The organism is Corynebacterium sp. AOP40-4SA-5 (genome assembly GCF_052377355.1).
GTDB lineage: Bacteria > Actinomycetota > Actinomycetes > Mycobacteriales > Mycobacteriaceae > Corynebacterium.
Genome location: NZ_JBQSWS010000027.1, coordinates 21,140 through 34,680 on the forward strand (window position 1 = coordinate 21,140; position 13,541 = coordinate 34,680).

Sequence of the window (13,541 nt, forward strand, 5' to 3'; positions counted from 1 at the left end):
ACCGCCCAACAACCCCTCAAGGAGGCACCCGTGGGACTCGGTGACGGACCCCTGATCGTCCAGTCGGACAAGACCGTGCTGCTGGAGACCGGACACGCCCAGGCGCAGGAGGCCCGCACCGCCCTGGCCCCCTTCGCCGAACTCGAACGCGCCCCCGAGCACGTCCACACCTACCGGATCACCCCGCTGGCCCTGTGGAACGCCCGCGCCGCCGGGCACGACGCCGAACAGGTCGTCCACGTCCTCGAGACGTACTCGCGTTTCCCCGTGCCCCAGCCGCTGCTCGTCGACGTCGCCGAGACCATGGACCGCTACGGCCGGCTGATCCTGTCCAGCCACCCCGCCCACGGGCTGGTGCTGGAGTCCACCGACCCCGCCGTGCTCGCCGAGATCCGCCGGCACAAGAAGATCCGCCCCATGCTCGGCGAGCCCATCGACCCCGAGAACCCCGACACCGTGGTCGTGCACCCCTCCGAACGAGGACGCCTGAAGCAGGAGCTCGTGAAGGTCGGCTGGCCGGCCGAGGACCTCGCCGGCTACGTCGACGGCGAGGCCCACCCCATCGCCCTGTCCACCGAGCAGGAGAACTGGGAACTGCGCGACTACCAGGAGATGGCGGCCGAGTCCTTCTGGGCCGGCGGCTCCGGCGTGGTCGTGCTGCCCTGCGGCGCCGGCAAGACCATGGTCGGTGCCGCGGCGATGGCGAAGTCACAGACCACCACGCTGATCCTGGTGACCAACACCGTCGCCGGACGCCAGTGGAAGGACGAACTCATCCGCCGCACCACCCTCACCGAGGAGGAGATCGGCGAGTACTCCGGCGAGCGCAAGGAGATCCGCCCGGTCACCATCGCCACCTACCAGGTCGTGACCCGTAAGACGAAGGGCGAGTTCCGCGCCCTGGAGCTCTTCGACTCCCGCGACTGGGGGCTGATCATCTACGACGAGGTCCACCTGCTGCCCGCCCCGGTGTTCCGCATGACCAGCGACCTGCAGTCACGCCGACGCCTCGGCCTGACCGCCACACTCGTGCGCGAGGACGGCCGGGAGGACGACGTCTTCAGCCTCATCGGCCCGAAACGCTACGACGCCCCCTGGAAGGACATCGAGGCCCAGGGCTGGATCGCCCCGGCGGACTGCACCGAGGTCCGCGTGCAGCTCGGCGAGGAGGAACGCATGGTGTACGCCACCGCCGAGCAGAACGAGAAGTACCGCCTGGCCGCGTGCTCGCCGACGAAGACCGGCATCGTGCGCCGCATCCTCGACCAGCACCCCGACGAACCCACCCTCGTCATCGGCGCCTACATCGACCAGCTCGAGGAACTCGGCGAGAAGCTCAACGCCCCCGTCATCGACGGGCGCACCACCACCCACCGCCGCGAGGAGCTCTACGACGCCTTCCGCCACGGCGAACTGCGCGTCCTGATCGTCTCGAAGGTCGCCAACTTCTCCATCGACCTGCCGGGCGCCTCCGTCGCCGTGCAGGTCTCCGGCACCTTCGGCTCGCGCCAGGAGGAGGCCCAGCGCCTGGGACGCATCCTGCGCCCCAAGCCGGACGGTGGCCCGGCGTTCTTCTACTCCGTCGTCGCCCGCGACACCCTGGACGCCGACTACGCCGCGCACCGCCAGCGCTTCCTCGCCGAGCAGGGCTACGGCTACCGCATCATCGACTCGGACGACCTGTAGCCCAGCCTGTAGGATCATTCACCGTGGTCAGCTTCAACTTCCCCGTCGACGAGTCCTTCGCCCGCAAACACAACGAGTTCTTCCGTGACGCCCGCCGGTTCCAGTGGTCCGCCGGGCTGATGGGGGCGATCCTCGTCGTCGCCGCGGTGGTGCTGTTCGTGGCCGTCGACGCCGGCTGGGCCGTGATCGTGGGCGCCGCCGCCCTGGTGATGGGGCTGATCTGCTTCATCATGGTGCCCGTCTTCCCCCGCCAGCTCGGCTCCCCGCAGCGCTACTACGACTCCTACGCCCTGGTCCCGACCGTGATCGCGCAGGTCAACCCACGCGACGTGGTGCTGATGTCGCTGGTCGACACCGCCGCCACCGAGTCTGCGTCCTCGCGTCCCGCCCTCGCGCTGCGCACCGTGACCTCGATCCCCGGGGTGGAGCGGCGCGTGGGTGAGCGTGTGCCCGCCATGGCCGTGACCGGGATGCGCTCGGTCGGTCAGCAGGACCACTGGGAGCAGGTCTCCCCGATGCCCGTGGCGTGGGGGACCCAGGACCGCTCGGTGATCGCCGCCGCCGAGGACGCGATCCCGGCAGAGCGCTGGGCGCAGGTGGAGTCGTTGGTCGACCGTCTCGCCGACGTGCAGAAGACCCGGCACCTGCTCCTCGAGCTGGACTAGCGCCGCCCCGTCCTCCACACCCGCCGCCGCCCCGCTGCCCGTCCAGATTTCGCACCCCATCACCTACTTAACTAAATCTGACCTGGTGTTTTGCGAGTGTTAGGGGCTTATCAGGTGCGAAAGTTGAGTCAGTTGAGTCAGCTGAGTCAGTTCAGTCAGCCGAGTCACGTCCGGCGACGGCACAACGCAATTCCCTCCGCCACCGTGCGTTGCAGCAGGTCCAGGTCCCGGAGATGCCCGTAGGTCAGCCGCAGGACGTGCCAGCCGAGGTTCGCCAGCGCCGCGTTCACCCGCGAGTCCGTGTCGCGTCGGCGCCGTTCGAGGTGCCCTGAACCGTCGTACTGCAGCGCGAGCTTCAGCGTCGGAGACCCCAGGTCCACCCTGGCAACCACACCACGACCGGCAACATCCGTGGTGTGCACGGGGTCTGCGACCGTCCCGTCCTGCCGGATCACCAGCTGGGAGATGAAGCCCTCCCCGAACAGTCGCTGCACCTGCAGGCGCATCACGGTCTCCATCGGAGACTCCGCGCCCCGGTCCGCCATCGCCACGAGTTCGGCCGGGTGGCGTTGGGGGTAGTGGTCCCCGCAGGCGGCGACGAGCCGGAGCGGATCACAGCCGGACAAGGCGCAGAAGGCGTCGATGAACTGTACGGCCCGCAGCTCGTTTCCGTCGAGCCCCGTCCCGTCCGGCACACGCCAGGCGTGCGACCCGGCGCGCAGCGAGCGCAGGCAATGGATGGCCGTGAGGATCGGCGGAGTGGTCCGAAGTCCCGGCATCCCGGAGTCCACCCGAACCCGCGTCGGCACCGTGGCCAGCGTCCTTTCCCCGCGAAACCTCGAAACCTGCTGCGGGGTCGGCGCCGGCCTGCTCCGCCCACGGGAGAGGACGCACGTGTCGGCGTCGTCGCAGAAGTACGGCATTCCCCAGACCCGCGCCGCACTCCAGCTGTGCGCGATCCAGTCCGGGCGTCGGGTGAGGGCGATCCGAACCCTGGTCAATGCGTCCAGCTCATAGGCGAGCCCCCGCGGATGCCCGGAGGCGCCCCAGTTCACCTGCGCCGGGTCCCGGACCGCCGCCCGGGGAACCCAGAGTTCGCCGACCTGCACGTAACCGTCACCGATATCGCCGCCCGCCAGTAGGCCCGCCAATCGGCCCGCCTCGATGTTCGCCCTAGTGTCCGGCCGACGGAGCCACCGCCCCTCGTCCAGCCTCGGCCATTGCCGGATGAGCTCCTCGTCGAGCGTCGTCCCCCGATACGCCATGGCGTTGTCCCTCCCTCATCGCCGCCCACCCCCCGTGGACTCCGCACCAGGCTATCCGACGTCGCTCGCGCCAGGAGCCACCCTGCACATTTCGCACCAGATCAGCCACTTACACTTACAAAACCCCAGGTCAGATTTAATGAAGCCGGTAATGGGGTGCGAAAGTTGCCCGACTCCCCGGCAATGCACCCCGATCTTCCGCTAGTCTGGTGATTGTTCAACAATCCTGAACGCAGCGACGGGAAGGCACTCCCATGACCACCACCGCCACCATCGACCTGAACGCCGACCTCGGGGAGACCACCGACGGTGTCCCCGTGGCCGACGACCCCGCGATGGTCGCCCTGGTCTCCAGCGCCAACATCGCCACCGGATTCCACGCGGGTGATCCCCATGCCATCGCCGCGACCGTGCGCGCCGCCGCCGACCGTGGCGTCACCGTGGGCGCACACATCGGCTACCGCGACCCCGCCAACTTCGGACGCACCCCGGTGGACATCGACCCCGCCCGCCTCGCCGACGAAACGCTCTACCAGATCGGCGCCCTCGACGCCCTGGCCAGGGCCAACGGCACGAGGGTCAGCTACGTCAAACCGCACGGGGCGTTGTACAACACCATCGTGCACGACGAGGCACAGGCCCGCGGCGTCGTCGAGGGGGTGCGCGCCTTCGGCGAACTGCCGTTGATGCTGCTGCCCGGCGGGGTGGCCGTCGACGTCGCCGAACGGGCCGGGCTGCGGGTGATCAGGGAGGCCTTCGCCGACCGCAACTACCTGCCGGACGGCACGCTGGTCCCCCGCTCCCAGCCGGACGCGGTCATCGCCGACGCGGACGCGGTCGCCCGACGCGTCCTGCAGGTCGCCACGTCCGGCGCGGTCACTGCGGTGGACGGAACGGTGCTGTCCGTGGACGCGGAGTCGGTGTGCGTGCACGGCGACTCACCCGGCGCGGTGGAGCTGACCCGCGCGGTGGTCGGGCGGTTGCAGGCGGAGGGCGTGGCGGTCAGGGGGTTCCTGTGAGCGGCGTCCATCCAGTCGGCACCCGCGCGCTGCTGGTCGACCTGCCGGACCTGGACACGGTGACGGCGTGGCACGGTTCGCTCAGTGCCGCGCCGCTGCCCGGGCAGACCGGTGTGGTGGCCGCGGCGCGCACGGTGTTGCTGCAGTTCAGCACGTCGGCGCACACCCGCACCGCGGTGGAGGCGCTGCGGGGGTTCCGTCCGGCGGCGGCCGCGGCGTCCACCCCGAAGGAGGTCACGGTGGACGTCCTCTACGACGGCGAGGACCTGGCCGACCTCGCCGACACACTCGGCATGTCCGGCCAGGAGCTGGTCGACTGGCACACCTCCACCACGTGGGTCGCCGCCTTCGGCGGCTTCGCCCCCGGCTTCACCTACTGCGCTCCGCAGGACGCCTCGGGCGCGCTCAGCGTCCCCCGGCGCGACAGCCCGCGCACGGCAATCCCCGCCGGGGCGGTGGGACTGGCCGGCGGCTTCTCCGCGGTCTACCCGCGCACGTCGCCGGGTGGCTGGCAGTTGATCGGCACCACCGCCGAACGGTTCTGGGACGCCGACGCCGAGCCGCCGGCGTTGCTCGCCCCGGGCGACGTGGTGCGCTACCGGGCCGTGCGCGACCTCGCCGAGGTGCCGCGTCCCACCGAATCGGGGACGCCGGCCAACGCACCGGCGCGCCCGGTGCTGCGCCTCGACGACGTCGGGTTGCAGACCCTCGTCGAGGACCTGGGACGTCCCGGCTTCGGCGACCTGGGGGTGTCTGCCTCGGGGGCGGCGGACCGCGCCTCCGCCGTCGCCGCCAATGACGCGGTGGGCAACCGGCGCGGTGCCGGGGTCCTCGAGAACGTCGGCGGGCTGACGCTCACCGCGCTGGTCGACACCGTCGTCGCGGTCACCGGCGCGCAGGCCCCGGTGAGCGTGGGCACCCGGACCGTGGCGTCCGGCGTCCCGCTGCTGCTGACGGCGGGCAGCCGGCTGAGCGTCGGCGCGGCGACCGCCGGGCTACGCAGTTACGTCGGCGTGCGTGGCGGCATCGCCGGACGCAGCGTGCTGGGATCGGTGTCCACCGACGTCATGTCCGGCCTCGGGCCGGCACCACTGCAGGACGGCGACACGGTCCGCGCGGGCGAGGCCCGCGGCGTGGTCGGGGCGTCCTGCGCTTCGGTTCGTGCGCCGGACGAGCAGCCCGTGGTGCTGCGCGTCGTCGCCGGCCCGCGCGACGACTGGTTCACCGACGGCGTCGACGCGCTGACCGGCAGGACGTGGCAGGTCAGCGGCGCGTCCAACCGCATCGGCCTGCGGCTCACCGGCGAGCCCGTACAGCGCGCCCGGGACGGCGAGATCCCCAGCGAGGGGATGCTGCCCGGCTGCGTGCAGGTGCCGCCGGACGGCAACTCCGTGGTCTTCCTGCGCGACCACGCCGTCACCGGCGGCTACCCCGTCATCGCCACCGTGGTCCCCGAGGACCTCGACCTGGCCGCCCAACTCGCCCCCGGTACCGAGATCACCTTCCAGGAGTTGCTGTGAACACCCGAACCGTCCTCATCGCCAACCGCGGCGAGATCGCCGTACGCATCGCCCGGGCCGCCCGCGACCTGGGAATCCGCTCCGTCGCGGTGTACTCCGAACCGGACGCCGGCGCGCTGCACACCCGCGTCGCCGACGAGGCCCACGCCCTGCCGGGATCCAGCGGGTCGGAGACCTACATGAGCATCCCCGCGCTGCTCGACGTCGCCGCGCGGGCCGGGGCGGACTGCGTGCACCCCGGCTACGGCTTCCTGTCGGAGAACTCCGGCTTCGCCCGCGCCGTCGCCGAGGCCGGGCTGACCTGGATCGGGCCCACCCCGGAGACCATCGACACCCTGGGCGACAAGGTCGCCGCCCGCCAGCTCGCCGAGTCCGTCGGTGCACCCCTGGCACCGGGCACCTCCGAACCGTTGGAGTCGTGGGAGCAGGCGCGGGACTTCGCCGAGGAACACGGCCTGCCGATCGTGATCAAGGCCGCCTTCGGCGGGGGCGGACGTGGACTGAAGTTCGTCCGGGAATCCGACGGCGTCAATTCCATCGAGGACGCCTTCCTGTCCGCCGCGCGCGAGTCCGAGGCCGCGTTCGGACGCACCGAGTGCTTCGTGGAGAAGTTCCTCGAGCACCCCCGGCACGTCGAGGCGCAGGTGCTCGCCGACACGCACGGCAACGTGGCCGTGCTCGGCACCCGCGACTGCTCGACGCAGCGTCGTTTCCAGAAACTCGTCGAGGAGGCCCCCGCCCCTTTCCTCACCGACGCCCAACGCGAGGAGATCACCGAGGGTGCCCGCGCGATCTGCCGCGCCGCCGGCTACGTGGGGGCTGGGACGGTGGAGTTCATCGTGGCCGGTGGCACCGTGTCCTTCCTCGAGGTCAACACGCGCGTGCAGGTCGAGCACCCCGTCACCGAGATGACCAGCGGGGTGGACATCGTGGCCGAGCAGTTCCGCATCGCCGCCGGGGAGGAGCTCAGCTTCCTGTGCTCGAGCGGCGCTGACCGGTCTGATCCGGTCGCGCACGGGCACGCCATCGAGTTCCGCCTCAACGCCGAGGACGTCGCCAACGGGTTCGTCCCCTGCCCCGGCACCGTGAGCACCTTCGAGGTCCCGACCGGCCCCGGCATCCGCGTCGACGCCGGGGTGCGTGCCGGCGGAACCGTGCCCGGGTTCTACGACTCCCTGCTCGGCAAACTCATCGTGTGGGGGCCGACCCGCGAGGTCGCCCTGCGGCGCGCGACGGCGGCACTGGACGAGTTCCGCATCGAGGGCGTGCGGACCGTCCTGCCGTTCCACCGGGACATCGTGCGCCACCCCGCGTTCACCGCCGACGGGCCGGACGCCCGCTTCGGCGTCTACACCGACTGGGTGGACACCTGCTACACCCCGGGCGCCGGCGGAGCGTTCGGCGACGGCTCCGTCGAAGACGCCTACACCGAGCGCACGGAGATCTCCGTGGAGATCGACGGCCGCCTTCACCGCGTGGGGATCCCGTCCGACCTGCTGACGCGTGGCGTGGCCTCGGGCGGTGCTCCAGCCGACGCCGCCCCGGAGTCCACTGGCCCGGGGTCCGCCGGCTCGGGGACCGCCGTGACGGCCCCCTTCGCCGGCACCGTCGTCGCATGGAAGGTCGAGGACGGTGACCGCGTCGAGGAGGGCCAGGCCGTGGCGACCGTGGAAGCGATGAAGATGGAACGCACCGTGAGCTCCCCTGCCGACGGCGTCCTGAGCATCACCGCGCAGGCCGGGCAGGCCGTGACGGCGAAGGAGACTCTGGCGACGGTGGCGACGGAGGAGACGGCGGGGTAACCGGCCCGCGCCCCTCGTTTACACTGGACCACCATGCGCGCCCAGTCAGCCTCCACCCGCCTGCGCCACGCCGTGTCCGCCGGCGAGTACGCCCCCGGGGCCAAACTCAACGAGGTTGTCCTCGCCCAGCAGCTCGGGGTGTCGCGCAATACGCTGCGCGAGTGTTTCGCCGCGCTCGCCGCCGACGGCATCATCGACCGCATCCCGAACCGCGGCGTGTTCATCGCCTCCCCCACCACCGACGACATCCGTGACCTCTACCGCGAGCGCGCGGTCATCGAACCCGCGGCGCTGCTGTGGGGCGAGATGCTCGACGTCGACGACCTGGACCAGGTCGTCACCGACGCCGAACGCCACCTCGCCCTCGGTCACCTCACCGACCTCGGGCTGGCGAACCAGCAGTTCCACCGCAGCGTCGTCACGGCCGCGGGCTCCCGGCTGCTGGACCAGGAGATGGACCGGCTGCTCGCCCGCATGCGCCTGGTGTTCCTGCTCGCCGAACGGGCCGACCCCGACTTCCACCGGCCCTTCGTGGCGGCGAACCGAGAGATCGTCACCCTCCTGCGCTCCGGGGACCGCCCCGGTGCGGCGGCGGCGCTACGCGCGTCGATCACCGAGACCGGCCACTCGCTGCCCTCGCTGATCGCCGAACGGTGAGCCTGAGACGCTGAGCGCCGGCGCTCAGTTCTTCTTCGAGAAGTGCTCGCGCAGGAAGATCACCGCCGCGACCAGAAGGACGATCGGGATCCCGACGTTGAACAGCAGGGAGAAGGCCATCAGCAGGATTTCCATACCGCTGATCCTGTCACAGAGGGGATGGAGGTGTTACCACTTTTCGGCGGCGAGATTTTCCGCGACCTGGGGTTTTGCCGGAACACCGGCCGAGAAAGTGGTAACACTTCTGAACACAGCGCCCACAGCGCCTACCGCTGTGCGAGCCACCCCGCGTCATCGCTGACCCGGCGGCGCCACACGTCCGGCGCACCGATGATGTGCTCCGACAGGTACGCCCGGAACTCGGCCGAGGGGGCGCAGGCGGAGAAGAAGTCGCGGACCTCGGCGGCCGGCGTCCCCCGGGAGTCCTCGGAGGCCACCGAGACCAACGTCGGCACCTGCGCCAACGCCGGCGGGGCGTCCACCAGCTCCGGGGAGATGCGCGGCGACATCGCCAGCAGGAACGCCGCGTCCTGCAGCACGTGGGTGGCCAGGCCGAAGCCGGAGCCGAAGGTGATCAGCCCGGTGCGCTGCCCCGGCTGAGCCCACCCCTGCACCTCGCGGAATGCGGCGGCCACGGCGTCCTGCGTGGCGGCAGCCCCAGCGGCCGAAGCGGCCGAGCCGTCCTGCCCGAAGGCGGGCAGCGGGTACACCAGGTCCACCACCGTCACCCCGGAACGCTCCGCCAGGGCGGCGAACAGCGGCAGCCACAGCTGGTCGTGGGCCTCGGCGTCGCCGAACCAGCCCGGCCCGCCGTGCAGGCTGACGGCCACCGCGCCGGTCGGTTCGCTGGGGCGCAGCACCGTGGCCGGCAGCCCCGCCACCGCCGTCGGCTCCGCGGTCGGGCCGGTCTTCAGGAACGCCGCGGTCGGCATCGCGTGGTCCAGGCCGGCGCCGAGCACCAGCAGGCTGCAGTGCGTGATCAGGTCGGGCACGCGCGCCCACATGCGTTCGGTGCGGTCCTTGAGCTCGGCGGTCACGCCGTCCGGCGAGGTGGTGGCCTCGTCGGTGGTCAGGGAGCGGAAGATCTCCGGGTAGTTGTCCTCGAAGTAGTTGAGCAGCTGGGTGAGCTGCGCGCGCGGGCTGATGCCGTCCTTGCCGGCCTGGGCGTCGACCGGGTGGCCCTTCGGCAGGGTCGTGGGGTCGGTCTGTTCCAGGGCGACGGGCTCGTCCGGGTCGGCCCCGGTGGCGGTGATCGGCTGAATGCTCATGACCCCATACTATGGCGGCATGTCTCTTCCCCCTCACAGCACCCACTCCCCGGCCGGCCGGGTCGCCGGCGTGGGCCCCACCGTGTTCGCCACGATCACCGCCGAGGCGGTGCGCACCGGGGCCGCGAACCTCGGCCAGGGTTTCCCCGACGAGGACGGCCCGGCGGAGATGCTGCGCCGCGCGGCGTCGGAGATCACCGGCGGCAACAACCAGTACGGGCCGGGACGTGGCCTGCCGGTGCTGCGCGAGGCGGTGGCCGCCGACCGCGCCCGGAGGCTCGGCCACCACGTCGACGCGCAAGACGTCCTGGTCACCGTGGGTGCGACGGAGGGCATCGCCGCCTCGGTGCTGGGCCTGGTGAACCGCGGGGAAGAGGTCGTGGTCCTGGAGCCGACGTACGACGCCTACTCCGCGGCGATCGACCTGGCCGAGGCCGTCGCCCGCCCCGTCCGGCTGCTGTTGGACGACGGACCGCAGCGCAGGTGGCACCTGGACCGGGAGAGGTTCGCCGCGGCGGTGGCCGACGGCCCGGCCGCGGTGATCCTCAACTCCCCGCACAACCCCACCGGCACGGTGCTGGACGGCGACGACCTGGAGTTCATCGCCGGGCAGCTGCGCGGCACCGACACGGTGGTGATCAGCGACGAGGTGTACGAACGCCTGGCATTCGACCGCCCGCACACCGCCTTCGCCACCCTCGACGGCATGGCCGAGCGCACGGTCACACTGTCCAGCGCGGCGAAGAGCTTCAACGTGACCGGCTGGAAGACCGGCTGGGCCATCGCACCGCCGCACCTGCTGGAGGCGGTGACCGCGGCGAAGCAGTTCCTCAGCTACGTCGGCGTCACGCCGCTGCAGCCGGCGGTCGCCTGGGCGCTCGACAACGCCGGGGACTGGAGCGACGCGTGGACGGCGACACTGCGCGGGCGCCGCGAACGCCTCGCCGGCGTCCTGCGCGAGACCGGGCAGGACGTCCTGGCGTCCGACGGCACCTACTTCCTGGTCACCGACATCGCCGCGCTGGGCACCGGGCTCACCGGCGAGGAGTTCTGCCGGGCGCTCCCCGCGGCGGTGGGTGTCGCGGCGATCCCGGTGAGCAGCTTCGTGGAGGAACCCGACGAGCAGGTCAGCACGCTGGTGCGCTGGACATTCTGCAAGTCCGCCGAGACCCTGGCGCTCGCCGAGGAGCGGCTGCGGGCCGCCGACTGGACGCGACTGATTAGCAGCTGAACATAAACACTACGATGGTGCGCATGACTTCCATCCGCACCACCCACGTGGGCTCACTGCCCCGCACCCCCGAACTGCTGGACGCCAACCTGCGTCGCAGCACCGGCGACATCAGCCAGGACGAGTTCCTCGGCATCCTCCAGGACGGCGTGGACAAGGTCGTCCAACGCCAGGTCGACCTCGGCCTCGACATCATCAACGAGGGCGAGTACGGCCACGTCACCTCCGGCGCGGTCGACTACGGCGCCTGGTGGAACTACATCTTCTCCCGCCTCAGCGGCCTGACCATGACCGACACCGACCGCTGGGCCAACGCCGAGAAGGTCCGCTCCACCCCGGGCAACATCCGGCTGACGTCCTTCCCGGACCGACGTGACCGAGCCGCCTTCTCCGCCGCCTACGAGGACCCGGAGTCCGGCATCTTCACGGGCCGCAACAAGGTCGGCAACCCGAAGTTCACCGGCGAGATCGGTTACATCGGCGGCGAACAGGTCGACGCCGACGCCCGCCTGCTCACCCACGCACTGGACGCCGCGGGCAGGACGTCCAGCGACGGCTTCATCGCCGCGATCTCGCCGGGGTCCGCCGCCCGCCTCACCGACGAGCACTACGGCGACGAGACCGCCCTGGTCAACGCCTGCGCCGACGCCCTGCACCACGAGTACAAGGCCATCACCGACGCCGGACTGACCGTGCAGATCGACGCCCCGGACCTCGCCGAGGCCTGGGACCAGATCAACCCGGAGCCCAGCGTCGCCGACTACCAGGCGTGGATCCGCGTGCGCATCGACGCCATCAACCGCGCCCTCGCCGGACTGCCGAAGGAGCAGACCCGCCTGCACATCTGCTGGGGTTCCTGGCACGGCCCGCACACCACCGACATCCCGCTGGCCGACATCATCGACGAGGTGCTCCGCGCCGAGGTCGGCGGCCTGTCCTTCGAGGGCGCCAGCCCCCGGCACGCCCACGAGTGGCGCGTGTGGGCCGACCACGAACTCCCCGCGGGCTCGCTGATCTACCCGGGCGTAGTCTGCCACTCCACCAACGTGGTCGAGCACCCGCGCACCGTCGCCGACCGGATCCTGACCTTCGCCGAGGTCGTCGGGCCGGACCGCGTGGTGGCGTCCACCGACTGCGGTCTGGGCGGACGCCTGCACGAGCAGATCGCCTGGGCGAAGCTGGAGTCCCTCGTCGAGGGTGCCCGACTGGCCTCGAAGGACCTCAATGGCTAGCGTAGGCTGACCTCCATGACGTTCAGACTCCGCAATCATCGCCGCAGCGTCGGCATCCTCGCCGCGGCGAGTGTCGCCCTCGCCCTCACCGCCTGCTCCGACAACGACTCCGACGGGGAGGACGCCGCCTCCGGCGCCGACTCCTCCGCCGTGGAGACCGCGGGGACGTTCCCCCAGACGGTGTCCACGAAGTTCGGCGACGTCACCGTCGACGAGCAGCCCACCCGCGTGGTCGCACTGGGCTGGGGCGACGCGGAGACCGCGCTGGCCCTGGGCGTGCAGCCCGTCGGCGCGTCCGACTGGCTCGCCTTCGGCGGCGACGGGGTCGGCCCGTGGCTCGAGGGCGCCTACAAGGAGTCCCCCGAGATCATCGGGACCATGGAGCCCGAGTTCGAGACGATCGCCTCGCTGGAGCCCGACCTCATCCTCGACGTGCGCAGCTCCGGCGACCAGGACCGCTACGACAAGCTCTCCGAGATCGCCACCACCGTGGGCGTGCCCGAGGGAGCCGACTCCTACCTGACCCCGCGCAAGCAGCAGGTCGACATGATCTCCACCGCGCTCGGCCTGCCGGACGAGGGCGACGAGCTCAACGACAGCTACGAGGCCATGGTCAGCGGTATCCGCGACGACCACCCTGAGTGGGCCGACAAGACCGCGGCGACGGTGGCCCTGTCCTCGGAGGGCTGGGGCGCCTACATCCGTGGCTCCGAGCGTTACGACACCCTGCTCGACCTCGGCTTCCAGGATAACGAGACCTTGGCCGAGGAGGAGACCGGGGACACCGGCTTCTCCGTGAAGCTCAGCGACGAGACACTGTCCCTGGCCGACTCCGACCTGGTCGTGGCCTTCGCCGTGGGAACCACCCCGGAGGACGTGGAGGCCAACAGCGCCTGGCAGCGTCTGTCCGCCACGGAGGAGGGCCACTCCTTCCCCATGCCGAAGGAGATCTCCAGCGCCTACGCACTGGGCTCCCCCGCGGCCATCGAGTACGCCCTCGGCCAGCTCGTGCCGCTGCTGGAGGAGCACACGGAGTAGGACCGCCCAGGCCTGCCTTCTGCTTTCCTGATCGCCTTCACCCTTCCCCTTCGGGATCTCAGCCCCCGCGACCATCCGGTCACGGGGGCTTCGTTGTGCCCTGGGGAGGTCCGGCTCGAGGCGCTGTCGGGGCCTGTAGCGGGGAATCGGCGACAACG

At 71.2% G+C, this 13,541-nt stretch carries 11 protein-coding genes; 9 read left to right on the plus strand and 2 right to left on the minus strand.

Annotated elements, in window-relative coordinates; all coding sequences use genetic code 11:
- Positions 1-30: 30 nt before the first annotated feature.
- Both ACT3S3_RS13485 and ACT3S3_RS13490 read left to right on the plus strand, forming a co-directional pair.
- On the plus strand, positions 31-1,686 hold the full coding sequence (locus ACT3S3_RS13485) for a DNA repair helicase XPB (protein ID WP_444626925.1): 1,656 nt from the start codon (positions 31-33) through the stop codon (positions 1,684-1,686).
- A gap of 23 nt (positions 1,687-1,709) precedes the next feature.
- Positions 1,710-2,351 carry a DUF3239 domain-containing protein gene (locus ACT3S3_RS13490; RefSeq protein WP_301443296.1) on the plus strand — a complete coding sequence of 214 codons (642 nt, stop codon included), beginning with the start codon at positions 1,710-1,712 and terminating at the stop codon, positions 2,349-2,351.
- Between the two features lie 164 nt (positions 2,352-2,515).
- On the opposite strand, the gene ACT3S3_RS13495 is transcribed toward ACT3S3_RS13490, so the two are convergent.
- On the minus strand, positions 2,516-3,616 hold the full coding sequence (locus ACT3S3_RS13495; protein ID WP_444626926.1) for a hypothetical protein: 1,101 nt from the start codon (positions 3,614-3,616) through the stop codon (positions 2,516-2,518).
- A gap of 254 nt (positions 3,617-3,870) precedes the next feature.
- Between ACT3S3_RS13495 and ACT3S3_RS13500 the strand changes: the two genes are divergently transcribed.
- Genes ACT3S3_RS13500 through ACT3S3_RS13515 form a run of 4 tightly spaced genes read left to right on the plus strand, consistent with a single transcriptional unit; the run spans position 3,871 to position 8,614 of the window.
- Positions 3,871-4,635, plus strand: coding sequence for a LamB/YcsF family protein (locus ACT3S3_RS13500; RefSeq protein ID WP_301443054.1), 765 nt, complete (start codon positions 3,871-3,873; stop codon positions 4,633-4,635).
- Positions 4,632-6,155, plus strand: coding sequence for a 5-oxoprolinase subunit B/C family protein (locus ACT3S3_RS13505; protein ID WP_301443053.1), 1,524 nt, complete (start codon positions 4,632-4,634; stop codon positions 6,153-6,155). Before ACT3S3_RS13500 ends, ACT3S3_RS13505 begins: the two co-directional genes overlap by 4 nt.
- Positions 6,152-7,957 (plus strand): acetyl/propionyl/methylcrotonyl-CoA carboxylase subunit alpha, encoded by a 1,806-nt coding sequence (locus tag ACT3S3_RS13510; protein ID WP_301443052.1) that lies wholly within the window; start codon positions 6,152-6,154, stop codon positions 7,955-7,957. The genes ACT3S3_RS13505 and ACT3S3_RS13510 overlap by 4 nt, the downstream gene beginning before the upstream one ends.
- A gap of 33 nt (positions 7,958-7,990) precedes the next feature.
- On the plus strand, positions 7,991-8,614 hold the full coding sequence (locus ACT3S3_RS13515) for a GntR family transcriptional regulator (protein ID WP_301443051.1): 624 nt from the start codon (positions 7,991-7,993) through the stop codon (positions 8,612-8,614).
- A gap of 266 nt (positions 8,615-8,880) precedes the next feature.
- Here the strand turns inward: ACT3S3_RS13515 and ACT3S3_RS13520 are convergent, their stop codons facing one another.
- Entirely contained in the window at positions 8,881-9,882 is a 1,002-nt protein-coding gene (locus tag ACT3S3_RS13520; RefSeq protein WP_301443050.1) for a hypothetical protein, read from the minus strand.
- 19 nt (positions 9,883-9,901) lie between these two features.
- Between ACT3S3_RS13520 and ACT3S3_RS13525 the strand changes: the two genes are divergently transcribed.
- From ACT3S3_RS13525 to ACT3S3_RS13535, 3 genes are read left to right on the plus strand one after another with little or no spacing between them, the layout of a single operon-like run.
- Positions 9,902-11,113: an aminotransferase class I/II-fold pyridoxal phosphate-dependent enzyme gene (locus ACT3S3_RS13525; protein ID WP_301443049.1), complete on the plus strand. Its 1,212-nt coding sequence runs from the start codon at positions 9,902-9,904 to the stop codon at positions 11,111-11,113.
- A gap of 23 nt (positions 11,114-11,136) precedes the next feature.
- On the plus strand, positions 11,137-12,345 hold the full coding sequence (locus ACT3S3_RS13530; protein WP_301443048.1) for a cobalamin-independent methionine synthase II family protein: 1,209 nt from the start codon (positions 11,137-11,139) through the stop codon (positions 12,343-12,345).
- A 15-nt stretch (positions 12,346-12,360) separates the two neighbouring features.
- Positions 12,361-13,383, plus strand: a complete 1,023-nt coding sequence (locus ACT3S3_RS13535; protein WP_444626927.1) for an iron-siderophore ABC transporter substrate-binding protein — start codon at positions 12,361-12,363, stop codon at positions 13,381-13,383.
- The last annotated feature ends 158 nt before the right edge of the window (positions 13,384-13,541 follow it).